This window comes from Aeromonas sp. PrichA-15 (genome assembly GCF_017939245.1).
GTDB lineage: Bacteria > Pseudomonadota > Gammaproteobacteria > Enterobacterales > Aeromonadaceae > Aeromonas > Aeromonas caviae.
Map to the genome: position 1 here is coordinate 1 of NZ_JAGKRH010000017.1, position 16287 is coordinate 16287.

At 60.3% G+C, this 16287-nt stretch carries 16 protein-coding genes, 1 tRNA gene and 1 pseudogene; 4 read left to right on the top strand and 14 right to left on the bottom strand.

Translation table 11 applies throughout. From position 1 onward, the window contains the following. The 3 genes and pseudogenes from J9889_RS02745 to J9889_RS02755 all read left to right on the top strand — a co-directional run. Positions 1–117, top strand: a pseudogene (locus J9889_RS02745) (ISAs1 family transposase); the annotation flags it as partial. 95 nt (positions 118–212) lie between these two features. Continuing rightward, positions 213–2708 carry an alpha amylase C-terminal domain-containing protein gene (locus tag J9889_RS02750; RefSeq protein ID WP_246878026.1) on the top strand — a complete coding sequence of 832 codons (2496 nt, stop codon included), beginning with the start codon at positions 213–215 and terminating at the stop codon, positions 2706–2708. Between the two features lie 147 nt (positions 2709–2855). Beyond that, positions 2856–3326, top strand: coding sequence for a tetratricopeptide repeat protein (locus J9889_RS02755; protein ID WP_103858032.1), 471 nt, complete (start codon positions 2856–2858; stop codon positions 3324–3326). A 47-nt stretch (positions 3327–3373) separates the two neighbouring features. On the opposite strand, the gene J9889_RS02760 is transcribed toward J9889_RS02755, so the two are convergent. From J9889_RS02760 to rpsU, 5 genes are all read right to left on the bottom strand, one after another. Then, positions 3374–3450 (bottom strand) — tRNA-Ile (locus J9889_RS02760). Between the two features lie 194 nt (positions 3451–3644). Then, entirely contained in the window at positions 3645–5540 is a 1896-nt protein-coding gene (rpoD, locus tag J9889_RS02765) for an RNA polymerase sigma factor RpoD (protein ID WP_263639565.1), read from the bottom strand. 183 nt (positions 5541–5723) lie between these two features. Further along, a complete protein-coding gene (dnaG, locus tag J9889_RS02770; protein WP_069784226.1) occupies positions 5724–7511 on the bottom strand; it encodes a DNA primase in 1788 nt (595 codons plus the stop codon). Between the two features lie 89 nt (positions 7512–7600). Beyond that, on the bottom strand, positions 7601–8044 hold the full coding sequence (locus J9889_RS02775) for a GatB/YqeY domain-containing protein (protein ID WP_010675618.1): 444 nt from the start codon (positions 8042–8044) through the stop codon (positions 7601–7603). Positions 8045–8059: 15 nt separating this feature from the next. Further along, entirely contained in the window at positions 8060–8275 is a 216-nt protein-coding gene (rpsU, locus tag J9889_RS02780) for a 30S ribosomal protein S21 (protein WP_005309452.1), read from the bottom strand. Positions 8276–8454: 179 nt separating this feature from the next. Here rpsU and tsaD point away from each other — a divergent pair, with 179 nt between their 5' ends. Beyond that, the gene (tsaD, locus tag J9889_RS02785) at positions 8455–9468 is read left to right on the top strand and encodes a tRNA (adenosine(37)-N6)-threonylcarbamoyltransferase complex transferase subunit TsaD (RefSeq protein WP_210555952.1); all 1014 of its coding nucleotides are present in this window, start codon (positions 8455–8457) and stop codon (positions 9466–9468) included. Between the two features lie 73 nt (positions 9469–9541). Here tsaD and rpoS read toward each other — a convergent pair whose 3' ends face one another. Genes rpoS through ftsB form a run of 9 tightly spaced genes read right to left on the bottom strand, consistent with a single transcriptional unit; the run spans position 9542 to position 16228 of the window. After that, positions 9542–10525, bottom strand: a complete 984-nt coding sequence (rpoS, locus tag J9889_RS02790; protein WP_010675620.1) for an RNA polymerase sigma factor RpoS — start codon at positions 10523–10525, stop codon at positions 9542–9544. Between the two features lie 46 nt (positions 10526–10571). Further along, positions 10572–11642: a LysM peptidoglycan-binding domain-containing protein gene (locus tag J9889_RS02795; protein ID WP_010675621.1), complete on the bottom strand. Its 1071-nt coding sequence runs from the start codon at positions 11640–11642 to the stop codon at positions 10572–10574. Between the two features lie 9 nt (positions 11643–11651). Continuing rightward, positions 11652–12233 carry a YqaA family protein gene (locus tag J9889_RS02800; protein WP_010675622.1) on the bottom strand — a complete coding sequence of 194 codons (582 nt, stop codon included), beginning with the start codon at positions 12231–12233 and terminating at the stop codon, positions 11652–11654. Beyond that, positions 12230–12847, bottom strand: coding sequence for a protein-L-isoaspartate(D-aspartate) O-methyltransferase (locus J9889_RS02805; protein WP_010675623.1), 618 nt, complete (start codon positions 12845–12847; stop codon positions 12230–12232). The genes J9889_RS02800 and J9889_RS02805 overlap by 4 nt, the downstream gene beginning before the upstream one ends. Before the next feature lie 4 nt (positions 12848–12851). Then, positions 12852–13613, bottom strand: coding sequence for a 5'/3'-nucleotidase SurE (surE, locus tag J9889_RS02810; protein WP_041211067.1), 762 nt, complete (start codon positions 13611–13613; stop codon positions 12852–12854). Further along, positions 13594–14652: a tRNA pseudouridine(13) synthase TruD gene (gene truD, locus J9889_RS02815; protein WP_042865433.1), complete on the bottom strand. Its 1059-nt coding sequence runs from the start codon at positions 14650–14652 to the stop codon at positions 13594–13596. The genes surE and truD overlap by 20 nt, the downstream gene beginning before the upstream one ends. Further along, positions 14652–15128, bottom strand: a complete 477-nt coding sequence (ispF, locus tag J9889_RS02820; protein WP_010675626.1) for a 2-C-methyl-D-erythritol 2,4-cyclodiphosphate synthase — start codon at positions 15126–15128, stop codon at positions 14652–14654. The genes truD and ispF overlap by 1 nt, the downstream gene beginning before the upstream one ends. Positions 15129–15186: 58 nt before the next feature. After that, on the bottom strand, positions 15187–15918 hold the full coding sequence (gene ispD / locus J9889_RS02825) for a 2-C-methyl-D-erythritol 4-phosphate cytidylyltransferase (RefSeq protein WP_103858333.1): 732 nt from the start codon (positions 15916–15918) through the stop codon (positions 15187–15189). Then, complete coding sequence (ftsB, locus tag J9889_RS02830; RefSeq protein WP_010675628.1) at positions 15911–16228, bottom strand: cell division protein FtsB; 318 nt, start codon at positions 16226–16228, stop codon at positions 15911–15913. Before ftsB ends, ispD begins: the two co-directional genes overlap by 8 nt. Positions 16229–16287: the final 59 nt, after the last annotated feature.

A 16287-nucleotide genomic window follows, 5' to 3' on the forward strand; every position in this document is an offset into this window, starting at 1 on the left:
CGGCGGTTCGTATTGAATATCGTAAAACAGAGCAATTGTGGTGCTCGAAGTCAGAGAAACAAGCTAAAAAGAGCCGGCTGGAATGACGACTATCGGGCTCAGTTATTCTTTGGTTAAAATATCAACAAAGTGTGCTCCCGCCCTGGTTTCGAACCGCCCTGCTGGCGGCGGCACTCGGCTCTTTCAGCCACACTGCCAGCGCCGAAGGGGTCATGGTTCACCTGTTCCAATGGAAGTTCAACGACATCGCCAACGAGTGCGAGACCGTGCTCGGGCCCAAGGGGTTCGGTGGCGTCCAGATCACCCCACCCGCCGAGCACAAGCAGGGCAGCCAGGTCTGGTGGACCGTCTATCAACCGGTCAGCTTCAAGAATTTCAACAGCTTCGGCGGTAGCGAGGCAGAGCTCAGGAGCATGATCGCCCGCTGCAACGCGGCCGGGGTCAAGGTCTATGCCGACGCCGTCTTCAACCAGCTGGCATCGGGTTCCGGCACCGCCACCGGCGGCGGCAGCTACAACTCGGGGCAATACCAATATCCCCAGTTCGGCTACAACGACTTCCACCACAGCGGCGACATCACCAACTACGGCGACAGCAACAACGTCTGGAACGGCGCCCTCTACGGCATGCCGGACCTCAATACCGGCTCATCCTACGTCCAGGATCAGATCGCCACCTACATGAAGACCCTGCTCGGCTGGGGCGTGGCGGGCTTTCGCATCGATGCGGCCAAGCACATGGCGCCGGCCGATGTGAAGGCCATCCTCGACAAGGCGGGCAGCCCCAGGGCCTACCTGGAGGTGATCGGCGCAGGCGGGGAGTCCCCCGACATTCAGCCGGGCCGCTACACCTATATCGACACCGTCACCGACTTCAAATACGGCACCGATCTCGCCGCCAACTTCAACGGCCAGATCAAGAACCTCAAGACCCTGGGCGAGAGCTGGGGCCTGCTCCCCTCCAACAAGGCCTTCGTCTTCGTGGTCAACCACGACCGCGAACGCGGCCACGGCGGTGGCGGCATGCTCACCTTCATGAGCGGTGCCCGCTACGATCTGGCCAACACCTTCATGATGGCCTGGCCCTATGGCTGGAAGCAGGTGATGTCGGGCTATCGCTTTGAAAACATGGGCACCTATGAAACCGACAAGGGGGCGCCGGGCAGCACGCCCTGCACGGACAGCCAGTGGAACTGCGAACAGCGCCGACCGACCATCATGAACATGGCCCTGTTCCACAACCGGACCGAAGGCCAGCCCGTCAGCAACTGGTGGGACAACGGCAACAATCAGATAGCCTTCAGCCGCGGTGACAAGGGCTTCGTCGCCATCAACAACGAGAGCGGCAGCCTGGTGGCCTCGGTGCAGACCGGCCTGCCGGCCGGCGAGTACTGCAACCTCCTGGGGGGCAATGACTACTGCAGCGGCGGCTATGTCACCGTCGATGGCAGTGGCAAGGCCAGCCTGAACGTCCCCGGCATGAAGGCGGCCGCCATCATCGCCGGTTGCACCAAGGCCAGCCCCTGCGGCGGTTCCGTCCTGCCGGGCAACAAGTTCAGCAGCATGAACCTGCGCGGCACCCACAACGCCTGGGGCAACACCCCCATGACCGTCGATGCCAACCGTGTCTGGTCCGCCACCCTCACCCTGACCGGCAACGGTGACGCCACCGGTGCCCAGCGCTTCAAGTTCGACGTCTTCGGCAACTGGGCCGAGAACTACGGCGACAACGAAGGGGATGGCATCGCCGACAAGGGCAGCAGCAAGGATATCCTGGTCAGCGGGGCGGGCACCTACCGCATCACCCTGAGCGAGAGCGATCTGCGCTACACGGTCACCCCCCTCACCAGCAACCAGGCACCGGTCGCCGCCCTCTCTCCCAAAACCCTCAGCGTCAAGGCGGGCGAGAGCGTGGTGTTCGACGCCTCCGCTTCCAGCGATGATGGCGGTGTGGTGAGCTACAGCTGGTCCAGCGGGGGCACCGCCGCCACCGAGACCGTCCGGTTCGATACCCCGGGTACCCATACCGTGACGGTCACCGTGACCGATGCGGAAGGGTTGACCGCCAGTGCCAGCGCCACCGTGACCGTCACCGACGACAACGGCACCTACGCCAGCGTATTGCCCACCCTGAACTTCCGCGGCACCCCCAATGCCTGGGGATCCCTTGCCATGACGCTGATCGCCGACAATCAGTGGGAAGCCCTGGTCACCTTCGACGGTCAGACCAACCAGCGCTTCAAATTCGACGTCAAGGGGGACTGGACCCAGAACTACGGCGACACCAACAAGGACGGCGTGGCCGAACTGACCGGCAGTGACATCCTCACCCCGGTCATCGGCCAGTACCGGGTACGTTTCAACGATCAGACCCTGCAATACAGCCTGACTCCGGTGAGCGTCACCTATGCCAAGAATGTCGCCAGCCTCAACATTCGCGGCACCACCAACAACTGGGGCACCACCCCCATGTCCCTGGTCGGGGATCACCTCTGGCAGGCCAGCGTCACCTTCACCGGCAGCGGTGATAGGAACGGCAGCCAGCGCTTCAAGTTCGACGTCAAGGGGGACTGGACCCAGAACTACGGCGACACCAACAAGGATGGCGTGGCCGAGCTGGCCGGGGCAGACATCACCACGGCAGTGGTCGGTGCCTATGTGGTGCGCTTCAACGACCAGACCCTGGCCTACAGCCTGAGCGCCCAGTAAGGCTGGACACACGCCAGGGCGATTGCGCCCCGGCGCCGAGCCAGGCCTCCCGCCATCGGCGGGAGGCCTTTTTCATGGCCCCATGACCCGTTCCCCGCCAGCCTGTCGGCAGGCATACTGATCCTTCATCCCCATGCAGGAGCGCATATGAAACAGTTGAACGCCCTCAAGGCAGAGGGACAGATCGAGGAAGCCCGTCAGCACGGTCTGCTGCAACTCATCGCGCACCCGGCCCACGCCCAGCTGCACTACGAAGTGGCCGGACTGCACGACATGTTGGGGCGAGAGGCCGAGGCCATTCCGCTCTATCAGAAGGCCGTGTCGCTGGGGCTTGGCGAGTCGTCGCTGCGCGGAGCCCTGCTTGGACTTGGCAGCTCCTATCGCACCACGGGCCGTCATGCCGAGGCGCTGGCCACCTTTGACGAGGCCCTGTCCCGCTTCCCCGATGCCGTGGAGTTCAAGGTGTTTCGTGCCATGACCTGCTACAACCTGGGGCGCAACAAGGAGGGGGTGGAGACGCTGCTGGGGATCCTCGCGACCACCACCACGGATCCCGCCCTGCTTCCCTACCCGCGCGCCATGGCACTCTATGCCGAGGATCTGGACAGACGCTGGTGAGCGCCAGAAACGACAAAGCCGCTCAAAAGAGCGGCTTTGTCTGAAAATGGTGGCCCCTGGGGGACTTGAACCCACGACCAATCGATTATGAGTCGACTGCTCTGACCAACTGAGCTAAGGGGCCATTGATGCTGGTTAGCGGCGTGGATTATAGGGGATGGCGGATACCCCGTCCATAGTCAGATCAACCACTTGGCGAGATTTCATCCATATTCAAGCGGTTCCATGACCCCTCTTCACGCCCATGCCAGCACGGATAAAACAAAGCCCCGCATGGCGGGGCTTTTTGTTGCAATGTCAGGCTGACAGAACCCGGGACTACTCGTCCAGGAAGCTGCGCAGCACTTCCGAGCGGCTCGGATGGCGCAGTTTGCGCAGGGCCTTGGCTTCGATCTGACGGATACGCTCACGTGTGACGTCGAACTGCTTGCCCACTTCCTCGAGGGTGTGGTCGGTGTTCATGTCGATACCGAAGCGCATGCGCAGTACCTTGGCTTCCCGTGCGGTCAGCCCGGCCAGCACTTCGCGGGTCGCGTTGCGCAGGCTCTCGCTGGTGGCCGCATCCGCTGGCAGAGCCAGGGTGGTATCTTCGATGAAGTCGCCCAAGTGGGAGTCTTCATCATCACCGATGGGCGTCTCCATGGAGATGGGCTCCTTGGCGATTTTCAGTACCTTGCGGATCTTGTCTTCCGGCATGCCCATGCGCATGGCCAGCTCTTCCGGGTTCGGTTCACGACCCATCTCCTGCAGCATCTGGCGGGAGATACGGTTGAGCTTGTTGATGGTCTCGATCATGTGCACCGGGATACGGATGGTACGGGCCTGATCCGCGATGGAGCGGGTAATGGCCTGACGGATCCACCAGGTGGCATAGGTCGAGAACTTGTAGCCGCGACGATATTCGAACTTGTCGACCGCCTTCATCAGACCGATGTTGCCCTCCTGGATCAGATCCAGGAACTGCAGACCGCGGTTGGTGTACTTCTTGGCGATGGAGATAACCAGACGCAGGTTGGCCTCGACCATCTCTTTCTTGGCACGGCGGGCTTTGGCCTCACCAATGCTCATGCGGCGGTTGATGTCCTTGATCTGGGCGATGGACAGACCGGTCTCTTCTTCGATCTGCTGCAGCTTGCCGATGGAACGCAGTACTTCTTCGTCCATCTCGAGCAGGCGGGGAGACCACGCCTTGCCGGCCTGCTTCTGGTATTCGAACCAGGCAGTTTCGCACTCGTTGTTGGTGAAGGCCGCGACGAAGGTCTTCTTCGGCATCTTGGCCTGCTCAACGCAGAGCTTCATGATGATGCGTTCCTGCACGCGGACACGCTCCATCATCTCCCGCATGTTGTTGACCAGGCGATCGAACTGCTTGGGCATCAGGCGGAATTGACGGAAGACATCGGCCAGCTGGGCGATGGCATTCTGGGTGTCGTCGTGGGCACGGCCATTCTGCTGAATGGAGAGACGAGTCACCTCGTACTGGGCACGCAGTTCGCCGAATTTCTCGCGAGCGACTTCCGGATCCGGGCCACCGTCGCCATCATCGTCGGAGTTGTCACCGTCTTCGTCTTCGTCTTCGTCCTCATCTTCGTCTTCGTCGGCGAGGTCGTCCTCGCTGAGCTCGGAGCCGATATGAGTGGCGGTCGGTGCCACGTCATCCACTTCGTTCGGATCGATGAAGCCGGAGATGATGTCGGACAGGCGAAGCTGCTCGGCTTCGTACTTGTCGTACTGTTCGAGCAGATAGGTGATGGCTTCAGGGTACTCGGCGACGGAGCTTTGTACCTGGTTGATACCGTCTTCGATCCGCTTGGCGATGTCGATCTCGCCTTCGCGGGTCAGCAGTTCGACGGTACCCATTTCCCGCATGTACATGCGGACGGGATCGGTCGTGCGACCAATCTCAGATTCAACAGATGCCAGAGCCTGGGCCGCTGCTTCGGCAGCGTCCTCATCGGCGGTACCACCTTCAGCCATGATAAGGTCATCGGCATCCGGAGCGTTTTCAACCACTTGAATGCCCATATCGTTGATCATCTGGATGATGTCTTCGATCTGGTCTGAATCGACAATGTCTTGCGGGAGGTGATCGTTCACCTCGGCATAGGTCAGGTAGCCCTGTTCTTTACCTTTGGCAACGAGGAGTTTAAGCTGAGACTGCGGGGTTTGCTCCATAGAACTCATCCGGTTGGTGTTGCTAGGTTGCGCGTACAGTGCGCTGCTGCGCAAATAGCCAATTCTAATAGAAAACCGCCAGACATGCTATGTCTGGTTGCGGCGTCGGTCATGAGAAACCCCTGCCCGCAGTGTTGTCGGGGCCAGGTGGTTATAAAGTGTTTGCTTTCAATCCCGTCGATTCGGGCAACGCTATTCATATTGGGACTGCTCACTCAAATATCAAGCCCCACTCTCATTTCTTTTCTCAATCTGCACCTCTCTGATCAGCATCATCAGCTCCTGAGTTTCCTCAGAGCTTAGCCCTTCCTGCGCCACCTTGGCCTGCAATTCTTCGATCCGTTGCTTCAGGAAAAGGTTGATGAAACCGACAAAGGTATCCTGCAATTCTCCCAGAATATCGGGCTCCTGGTCGAGCTTTACCTCTTCAAACAGGTCATGCATCGCCAGTTGGGCAAGTATTTCTCCCTCTTTTGTGCCGCGCCAATGCTCCAGCAGGATACCCGTTGTCACTCCCGGCTGGATCAGGATCTGCTGGTGCAGTTGCAGCAGGAAAGGGATCCCCTGCAGGCGCAGCCCGGCCAACTCGGGCATGGCCGGCAGCTCGGCGGTGATCGCCGGATACTGCACCATCAGGGCCAGAGCCCTGCGGATCGGTGTCAGTTTGGTCGCCTTGGGTTTGTTGACTTCCACCTTGGGCTGGCTGTTGCGGGCAAACAGCTCGGCAATCCGCTGCTTGTTTTCTCCCCAGCGCATCATGCTGGAAAGTCGGGTAATCAACCCCTCGCGAGTGAAACCTTCCGGTACCCGACGAATCAGCTCGGCGGCCTTGTTGGCCACTTCAAACTTGCCTGCCTCACCGGAAAGAGCCGCATCGCGCCCGAGGCGTTCGAACATGAAATCCGCAAACGACTGGGCCTTGTCGAGCAGCGCTTCGAACCCCTCCTTGCCGATCTGGCGTACCAGCGAGTCGGGATCCTCGCCATCCGGCAAAAAGACGAACTTGAGTTCACGGCCGTCCTGCAGGTGGGAGAGCGCGTTATCCAGCGCCCGCCAGGCCGCTTCCCGACCGGCGTTGTCGCCGTCGTAGCAACAGACCACCTCTGCCGTGGTACGGAACAGGGTGTGGATGTGATCGCTGGTGGTCGCAGTCCCCAGTGCCGCCACCGCATAGTCGATGTCGTACTGGCCGAGCGCCACCACATCCATGTAGCCTTCCACCACCAGGATCCGGCGCGGATCCTTGTGTGCCTGCTTGACCTCATAAAGGCCGAACAGCTCTCGCCCCTTGTGGAAGATGGGGGTTTCGGGGGAGTTCAAGTACTTGGGCGTGCCATCCCCCAGCACTCGGCCACCGAAGCCGATGACCCGGCCGCGTTTGTCCCGGATCGGAAACATGATGCGATCGCGGAAACGATCGTAGCTGCCCGGGCCGCTGTCACGGGGGATCAGCATACCGCCCGAAATCAGCAGTTGTTCGTGATCCCGACTGGCGCCAAAGCGGCGACGCACCTGATCCCAGTCCCCAGGGGCATAACCGATGTTGAAGCGCTTGACCACCTCGCCAGTCAGGCCCCGGCCTTTCAGATACTCCACCGCCTGAGGCGCGTTCTTGAGATTGCTCTCGTAGAAGCGCGCAATCTGGTTCATCAGCTCGAACAGATCCTTACTGACGGCTGGTTGGCTATGGCTTGATCCACCCGCCGTTTGCTCACGGGGGACCTGCATACCGTGCAGGCTTGCCAGCTCTTCGATGGCATCGGGGAATTCCAGGCCGTCGTACTCCATGACAAAGCCGATGGCATTGCCGTGGGCACCACAACCGAAACAGTGATAGAACTGCTTCTCCTGGCTGACGGTAAAGGAGGGGCTTTTTTCGTTATGAAAAGGGCAGCAAGCCTGGTAGTTCTTACCGGCTTTCTTCAACCGCACACGGGAGTCGATCAACTCGACTATGTCCGTGCGTACGAGCAGATCATCGATAAAGGATTGCGGGATCCTGCCAGCCATAACCGTCCTGTTTCATTGCATAGGAAATAAAAAAGCCGCGCATTCCAATGGGAAGCACGGCTTCTTCGACCAAACAAGAGAGTTGCCTGTTACGCCAAGCGGGTTTTCACCTGAGCACTGACGGCGCCGACATCGGCACGCCCCTGAATTTTTGGCTTCAAGACAGCCATGACTTTACCCATGTCAGCCATGACGGCAGCACCACTTTCAGTGATGGCTTGCTCGATCAGGGCGGCAATTTCGTCTGCGGTCAGCTGTTGTGGCAGGAACTCCTGCAGCACAACGATCTCGGCGGACTCTTTGTCGGCGAGATCCTGGCGACCGGCAGCTTCAAACTGGCTGATGGAATCGCGACGCTGTTTGACCATTTTGGTCACGACGGCGAGGATCTCTTCATCATTGAGCTCGACACGGGTATCGACTTCACGCTGCTTGATTTCTGCCATCAACAAGCGGATAGCACCCAACCGAGGCTTGTCTTTGGCAAGCATGGCGAGCTTTTGCTGATCCTTGAGTTGATCCTTCAGAGACACGGCATGATCCCTTGATTAGTACAGGCGGATACGACGTGCGTTTTCGCGGGACAGCTTCTTGGCGTGACGCTTGACAGCGGACGCTTTGGCGCGCTTGCGAATGGTAGTCGGCTTCTCGTAGAACTCACGGCTACGAACTTCGGACAGGATACCGGCCTTTTCGCAAGAACGCTTGAAGCGACGCAGAGCAACGTCAAACGGCTCATTTTCACGGACTTTGATTACTGGCATGTGCCTTTCACCTCAGTGATAAATTGTTAGCTGACCTTCAATCGATCAGCATGTCTTAAAATGGTGCGAAATTATACTCTGGACAGGGAATGAAAGTAAACCCGCAGAGATCGCTCTGGTTTAAAAAACCCGCGAAGGTTACCATAGCCGTCTCATTTTAGCAGTGAAATTTTTTAGCAATGCGTGTATTGGGCATAGAGACATCCTGTGACGAAACCGGGATCGCGATCTTCGATGATCAAAAAGGGATCCTTTCCCACCAGTTGTACAGCCAGGTCAAGCTGCATGCGGACTACGGCGGCGTCGTTCCCGAGCTCGCCAGCCGGGACCATGTACGCAAGACGATCCCCTTGATCCAGGCCGCCTTGAAAGAGGCCGGACTTGGCAAAGATGACATCGATGGCATCGCCTATACCGCGGGGCCAGGTCTCGTTGGTGCCATCCTGGTCGGGGCTACCATAGGCCGCTCGTTGGCGATGGCCTGGTACAAGCCGGCCATCGCCGTACATCACATGGAAGGCCACCTGCTGGCCCCCATGCTGGAAGAGAAGGCCCCCGAGTTCCCCTTCGTGGCGCTCTTGGTTTCCGGCGGCCACTCCATGCTGGTCCGGGTCGACGGTATCGGCAGCTATCAGCTGCTGGGCGAATCGATCGACGATGCCGCCGGTGAGGCGTTCGACAAGACCGCCAAGCTGATGGGTCTGGACTACCCCGGTGGTCCGCTGCTCTCCCGGCTGGCAGAAAAGGGCACCACTGGACGCTTTACCTTCCCGCGTCCCATGACCGACCGTCCCGGGCTCGACATGAGCTTCTCCGGCCTCAAGACCTTTGCCGCCAATACCATAGCAGCCAATGGCGACGACGAGCAGACCCGTGCCGACATCGCCCGGGCGTTTGAGGATGCTGTGGTCGACACCCTGGCCATCAAGTGCCGCCGTGCCCTGAAAGAGACCGGTCTCAATCGTCTGGTCGTGGCAGGCGGCGTCAGTGCCAACCGTCATCTGCGCGCCCAGCTGGCCGAGCTGATGGAGAGCCTCAAAGGTGAAGTCTTCTACCCGCGCACCGAATACTGCACCGACAACGGCGCCATGATCGCCTATGCCGGCATGCAACGCCTGAAGGCGGGAGTCTTCGAACCCCTCGTCGTCAAGGCCGTGCCGCGCTGGCCGCTGGACACTCTGGATCCGGTGTGATCCTGACGATCCACGACAAAAAGAAAGGGGCCTGCGGCCCCTTTTTCATCTTGATGACGGTATTCATACCCGTTTAGTTGGTGCGGAACAGCGCCTCAATGGACAGCCCCTGCCCCAGCAGAATTTCCCGCAGACGGCGCAACCCTTCCACCTGGATCTGGCGCACCCGCTCGCGGGTCAAACCAATCTCGGCGCCCACGTCTTCCAGGGTGGCCGGTTCATAGCCGAGCAGACCGAAACGGCGGGCCAGCACTTCGCGCTGCTTGGGATTCAGCTCCTCCAGCCAGTGCACTATGCTGCTGCGCATGTCATCTTCCTGGGACTCCAGCTCGGGCCCCATTCCGCGCTCGTCGGAAAGCACATCCAGCAACGCCTTGTCGCGATCGCCACCAATGGGAGTATCCACCGAGGTGATCTTCTCGTTGAGCTTGAGCATGCGATTCACATCGTCCACAGAGCGATCCAGTGCAGAGGCGATATCCTCGGCGGTCGGCTCATGGTCGAGACGATGGGAAAGCTCGCGTGCAGTGCGCAGATAGACGTTCAGCTCCTTGACCACATGGATGGGCAGACGAATGGTACGGGTCTGGTTCATGATGGCCCGCTCTATGGTCTGGCGGATCCACCAGGTAGCATAGGTGGAGAAACGGAAGCCTCGCTCGGGGTCGAACTTCTCGACGGCGCGGATAAGGCCGAGGTTGCCCTCTTCGATGAGATCCAGCAGCACCAGGCCGCGGTTGTTGTAGCGCCGGGCAATCTTGACCACCAGGCGCAGGTTGGATTCGATCATGCGCTTGCGCGCCGCTTTGTCGCCACGCAGGGCACGGCGGGCGTAGTAGACTTCCTCTTCAGCCGTGAGCAAGGGGGAGAAGCCTATCTCCCCCAGATAGAGCTGGGTGGCGTCCATTACCTTGTTCAGCTCGGGCGCCATCAGTTCATCGGAAATGGTCTCTTCGGCTTCGGCCGCCACTTCCTGAACCTCTTCTTCCTCCTGAACCTCCAGCTCCTCGTCGAACTCTAACTCTGCATCCTGCATTACCAGTTGTTCTTGGCTCATGATATCTCTCCCTGACCTACACCAGAGTAAGACTCAGCTCTCTGAGTTAACGCTTTGGCAAATAGCCCATCGGGTTGATCGACTTGCCTTTGTACCGGATTTCAAAGTGCAAGCGCACATCCGGCGCATCCGTGCTACCCATATTGGCGATAACCGCTCCGCCCTTCACGGTGTCTCCCTCCTTGACCCTCAACTCATCGTTGTGAGCGTAGGCGGAGAGATAGTCATCGTTGTGCTTGAGAATTATCAGCTTGCCATAACCTCGCAGTGCACTGCCCGCATAGACCACTTTGCCGCTGCTCGCAGCGTAAATGGGTTGGCCCTTCTGGCCGGAAATGTCGATGCCCTTGTTGCCTTGTTCCGCAACGGAGAAGCCTTCAACGATCCGCCCTTTGGTCGGCCAATGCCAGGAGAGTGTTGACGAGGAACTGACGGTTTTTTGTTCTTTCGCCTGAGCGTATGCTGTTGACGAGGCAGGAGCAATCGTTTTCTGAGCAATAAATGGTGTGGTCGTACCTGCCGGAGCCGTGGCCAGGGGTTTGGGCCCCGTGCTGGTCACAACCGGTGTGGTTGCTGCCACCATCTGACCACCCGAGGAACCCGCGCCCCCCACATTGAGCACCTGACCCACGTGCAATGCATAAGGAGCCTGAAGGTTGTTGCGCTGGGCCAAGGCCTGGTTGGAGAGACCGAACTGGCGACCGATGCTGCTCAAGGTATCGCCACGGCGCACCTCGTAACTGCCAGACCCCGTCACGCTGCCACGACTGACAGGGCTGCCGACGGTTGCCACCGCCATGGGGGCGGAAGCGCCATCGAGCCTGAGCTGCTGGCCGGGATAAATGTTATAGGGGGGAGTGATGCCATTGATGCTGATAAGCGAAGCCACATCCATGCCAGAACGAAATGCAATGGAGTAGAGAGTGTCTCCTTTGACCACGGTGTACCCGTTGCCTGCAATGCCGGGCTTGGTCATACCTTGACGCACGGGGATGGTCGAAGCGACCTGATCATTGCCCAGGCTGTGCACCGGAGCCGCAGTCTTGCTGGAGGAACAGGCAAGCAGCAGCCATGACAACACGACGACACCGCTACCTTGCCAAACACGCGAACACATAGTGGATCCTTAACGACTAAACCAGAAATAGGCCGCAACGGCCAAACCAATACAGAGCCAGCCCAGCACATCCACATAGTGCATCAGCTTGCGCTCCATCTTCTCGCCGCCCCAACGCATCAGACCTGCAACCAGGAAGAAGCGCATGCCACGACCGATCAGCGAGGTCAGGATGAAAGGCAACAGTGCCATGTGGAGCAAGCCAGCCGTGACGGTAAACACCTTGTAGGGGATCGGCGTGAAGCTGGCAATAAAAATAACCCAGATGCCCCACTGCGCGAACCACTGCTCGGCCAGGGCAATCTTGTCCTCATAGCCAACCGAGGTCACCAGCGGCTGCACCACTGGCTCCCACAGGGCATAGCCGAGCAGATAACCAAACAGGGCGCCCAGCACCGAAAAGAGAGTGGCCAGCGCGGCATAGTGCCAGGCGCGATGAGGTTTGCCGAGCGCCATGGGCGCCAGCATCACATCCACCGGAATGGGCCAGAAGATGGATTCAATAAAGGCGGTGATGGCCAGATACCAGGGGGCATACTTGTGGCGTGCCCACTGCATCACCAGAACATAAAGGCGGGAAAACAACTTCACTCGACATCTCCGTCAATCAGGGGAACGAAACGTACCGGCTCCAGGATCCGGCTGGTGAGCTGGGAGCCCGATCGCTCGATGAGCTGCAGGGTCTGCTGGCCATCACCCACCGGCAACACCAGACGACCACCATCAGCCAGCTGATCGGTCAGGGCCTTGGGGACCTCACTGGCCGCCGCCGTCACCAGAATGGCGTCGAAAGGGCCCTTGTTGGGCCAACCTAGCCACCCATTGCCGTGCTTGGCCGACACATTGTGCAGATCAAGCTGGCGCAATCTGCGCCGGGCCTGAAACTGCAGCGACTTGATCCGCTCCATGGTGTAGACATGCTCCACCAGGTGGGCCAGTACCGCCGTCTGGTAGCCCGATCCCGTCCCGATCTCCAGCACATGGGCCGGATCGTTCTGGATCAGCAGCTCGGTCATGCGCGCCACGATGTAAGGCTGGGAGATGGTCTGCCCATGGCCGATGGGCAGGGCCGTATTGTCCCAGGCCTTGTGGGCCATGGCCTCGTCCACAAACAGCTGGCGCGGCACCTTCGCGATCGCCGCCAATACGCGGAAATCGCGGACATCCTGGGCAATCAGTTGATTCAACAGGCGCTGTACTATCACAACGTCATCCCTGCAGATCCAGCCACGCGCCCAGGGTCGACAGACTGCCGTAGGCCGTCATGTCGATGGTCAGGGGAGTGATGGAGACATAACCCTGCTCGATGGCGGCAAAGTCCGTTCCCTCTCCCGCATCCTGCTGGTTGCCGGGGGGACCAATCCAGTAGACCGGCTGACCACGGGGATCCTCGGTGCGGATCACCGACTCCGCCCGGTGGCGATTGCCAAGGCGGGTCACCCTGATCCCCTTGATCTGCTCGAGCGGCAGGTCCGGCACATTCACGTTGAGGATCTGATCCGCAGGCAACGGATGCACCATCAGCCCCCGCACCAGCTGGGCGGCGTAGTGGGCCGCACTGGCGAAATGAGTCTTTCCCACCAGCGATACGGCGATGGAGGGGAAACCCAGATGACGCCCTTCCGTCGCGGCAGCCACCGTCCCCGAGTAGATGACGTCATCCCCCAGGTTGGCCCCGTGATTGATACCGGCCACCACCATGTCGGGCTCAGGGCGCAGCAGTTCGTTGACCGCCAGATGAACGCAGTCGGTCGGCGTCCCCTTGACCGCATAACTCTTGATGCCGTGAAAACTGGACGCATCGAGGCGGGTGACCCGCAGCGGTACTTCCAGCGTCAGGGAGTGGCTGGCACCGCTGCGGTTGCGATCCGGAGCCACCACCACGACCTCGCCACAGGCACGCAACGCCTCGCTGAGGGCGCGAATGCCCTCGGCGTGTACCCCATCGTCATTACTGACCAGAATTCGCATCGGTTGAGTTCCTGAAACCGTGATCGGCCTCTTCGGCCTGCATTAACTCTCGTACCACGCTGGTGGCAAAGGCGCCGGCAGGCAGGAAGAACGACAGGGTCAGCACCTCGTCCTCCCGTTGCCAGCTCATCTGCTCCGGCTTGAGCAGCAGCGGGCGCCTGTCCTGATCCAGCCCGGCTTTCTCCAGTCCTTCGCACCAGTCACCATAAGGAGCCAGCACTTCTTGCTCGAACTCGGCAGCAGCGCCCTGGCTCGCCAGACGGCCACGGCCCCACTGGGGAGCGGTCAGCTGCACGTCTCCGGAGGCAAGGCGAGCCTCCAGCTCGGGAGTCACGCTCTCTTCGCTGAAGATGGAGTGGCTGCCCTTGAGCATCACGCAGTCGCCTGCCAGCAGCTGATGGGCCAGTCCCTGCTCGATGCGGGCGCTGACGATGGCATTGAACAGCATGCTGCGGGCGGCGGACAGATAGAGGGATCGCTTGTTGCGATCCTTGATCCGTTTGCCGGCGAACATCGCCTTGGCGGCCTCCAGGTTGTTGCCACCTCGGCCGAAACGCTGCTCGCCGTAGTAGTTGGGCACCCCCTGGGTTGCTATCGCCTGCAGACGGGATTCCAACCCGTCGGCCTGCTCCAGCCCGGTGAGACGCAGGGTGAAGTGGTTGCCCTTGAGATAGCCGACCCGCAGCTTCTTGTTGTGGCGCTTCACCTCAAGGATCCGGATGTTGTCGTTCTCGATGACCGAGAGATCCGGCTCGCCCTTGCCCGGCAGATGGATGCCGAACCACTGTTCGGTCACCGCATGGCGATCTTTCAGACCAGCCCAGGTCACCGCATTGCGGGCAACCCCGGCCGCATCGGCCAGCAGGCCAGCCACCCAGGCGGTATTCTCGCCGGTTTTGCGTACCCGGACGAAGATGTGTTCCCCCTCGCCGCAAGGTGCAAACCCGAGATCTTCATTGACCACGAAGTCGGCGGCCTCGGCCTTGAGGATGCCGCGAGCAGTGGGCGTCCCGTGCAGATAGGCAAGTTGTTCAAGCATCATTGTTTCACCAGCAAGACGACGGCTTCGGTGGCGATCCCTTCCTTGCGCCCCGTGAATCCGAGTTGTTCGGTGGTGGTCGCCTTGACGTTCACCCGGTTCAAATCACATTGCAGATCCGCGGCCAGCACGGCGCACATGGCGTCGATATGGGGGGCCATCTTGGGGGCCTGGGCGATGATGGTCACATCCAGGTTGCCGATGGCATAACCTGCGAGCTGCACGCGGGCAAAGACATCCCGCAGCAGGATGCGGCTGTCGATGCCCTTGAATTCGGCGGCGGTATCGGGGAAGTGGCGGCCGATGTCGCCAGCGCCGATAGCCCCCAGTAGGGCATCGCTCACCGCATGCAGCACCACGTCACCATCGGAGTGGGCCAGCAGGCCCTGTTCATAGGGCACTGCCACCCCGCCCAGCATGCAGGGACCGACCCCGCCAAACTTGTGAACATCAAAACCATGTCCGATCCGCATCATGCCTGCGCCCTCCTCAATACACGGAAATCTGTCTCATCAAAACCATGTCCGGTGCGGATCATGCCTGCTCCTCTGGGGATGAATCGGGTCGTGCCGACCGGCACGCACGTTGTTGCTGTAAATAGAGCCCGGCCAGGGAGAGATCTTCCGGCCGGGTCACCTTGATGTTATCGGCCCGCCCTTCCACCATGCGCACGGGGAGACCGGCGCGTTCCATGGCGGAGGCTTCATCGGTGATGGCGGCGCCGAGCGCCAGCCCCTCCTCCAGCGCCCGCTTGAGGGGGCGAACCAAAAACATCTGGGGCGTCAGGGCATGCCAGAGCTGCTCGCGATCCACGGTGGCGAGGATATTGCCGGCCGCATCGGTGCGCTTCATGGTATCGCGCACCCGGCTGCCGAGGATGGCACCGCCAGAGGCCATGGCGGCAGCAATGAGCGCATCGAGATCCTCGTGGGTCAGACAGGGCCGGGCCGCGTCATGCACCAGTGCCCACTCCCCTTCTGCAACGTGCAACGCATTGAGCACGGAGTAGGCACGCTCGCTTCCCCCTTGCACTCGCAGCACCCGCGGATCGGTTGCCACGGTCAAGGTCTCAAACCAGCGGTCGTGGGGCGCCAGCGCCACGATCACACGGGCGATGGCGGGATGGGAGAGCAGACGCTCCAGGGTGTGCTCCAGAATGCATTTCCCTGCCAGGGAAAGGTACTGCTTAGGGCAACTGGCCCCCATGCGACTACCAATACCGGCAGCCGGGACGATAGCGGTCAGGCCGCTCAGGCTATCAGTCATCGTAGGGGGCACCATCAGGCTCCGTCACCTGATCCTTTTCTTTGGGAATGATTCGGTAGAAGGTCTCGCCCTGCTTGATATAGCCAAGATCGTTGCGCGACAACTCCTCGATGGCCTCAAGGCCAGAGGTAAGATCGTCGATTTCCCGGTAAATCAGACTGTTGCGATCCTTGAGTACCAGGTTGTCCTGTTGCTGCCGCTCGATGGCGGTGGAGAGTTCCCGATAGTCGGAGAGGCCGTTTTTCCCCAGCCAGAGGTCATATTGCAGCCCTCCCAACAGGAGGAGCAGGATAAGAGTGAGTAGCCGCATGCACTGAGTCTCCTTCAAGCGGCCTAGTTTCCCATATTCGCAGGCAAGACAAAAGAAAG

Excerpts from the sequence above, each read along its gene's own strand:
- J9889_RS02750 (WP_246878026.1), top strand. The coding sequence starts at position 213 with ATGGTTCACCTGTTCCAATGGAAGTTCAACGACATCGCCAACGAGTGC.
- J9889_RS02755 (WP_103858032.1), top strand. The coding sequence starts at position 2,856 with ATGAAACAGTTGAACGCCCTCAAGGCAGAGGGACAGATCGAGGAAGCC.
- dnaG (WP_069784226.1), bottom strand. The coding sequence starts at position 7,511 with ATGGCTGGCAGGATCCCGCAATCCTTTATCGATGATCTGCTCGTACGC.
- rpsU (WP_005309452.1), bottom strand. The coding sequence starts at position 8,275 with ATGCCAGTAATCAAAGTCCGTGAAAATGAGCCGTTTGACGTTGCTCTG.
- tsaD (WP_210555952.1), top strand. The coding sequence starts at position 8,455 with ATGCGTGTATTGGGCATAGAGACATCCTGTGACGAAACCGGGATCGCG.
- rpoS (WP_010675620.1), bottom strand. The coding sequence starts at position 10,525 with ATGAGCCAAGAACAACTGGTAATGCAGGATGCAGAGTTAGAGTTCGAC.
- J9889_RS02795 (WP_010675621.1), bottom strand. The coding sequence starts at position 11,642 with ATGTGTTCGCGTGTTTGGCAAGGTAGCGGTGTCGTCGTGTTGTCATGG.
- surE (WP_041211067.1), bottom strand. The coding sequence starts at position 13,613 with ATGCGAATTCTGGTCAGTAATGACGATGGGGTACACGCCGAGGGCATT.
- truD (WP_042865433.1), bottom strand. The coding sequence starts at position 14,652 with ATGCTTGAACAACTTGCCTATCTGCACGGGACGCCCACTGCTCGCGGC.
- ispF (WP_010675626.1), bottom strand. The coding sequence starts at position 15,128 with ATGATGCGGATCGGACATGGTTTTGATGTTCACAAGTTTGGCGGGGTC.
- ispD (WP_103858333.1), bottom strand. The coding sequence starts at position 15,918 with ATGACTGATAGCCTGAGCGGCCTGACCGCTATCGTCCCGGCTGCCGGT.
- ftsB (WP_010675628.1), bottom strand. The coding sequence starts at position 16,228 with ATGCGGCTACTCACTCTTATCCTGCTCCTCCTGTTGGGAGGGCTGCAA.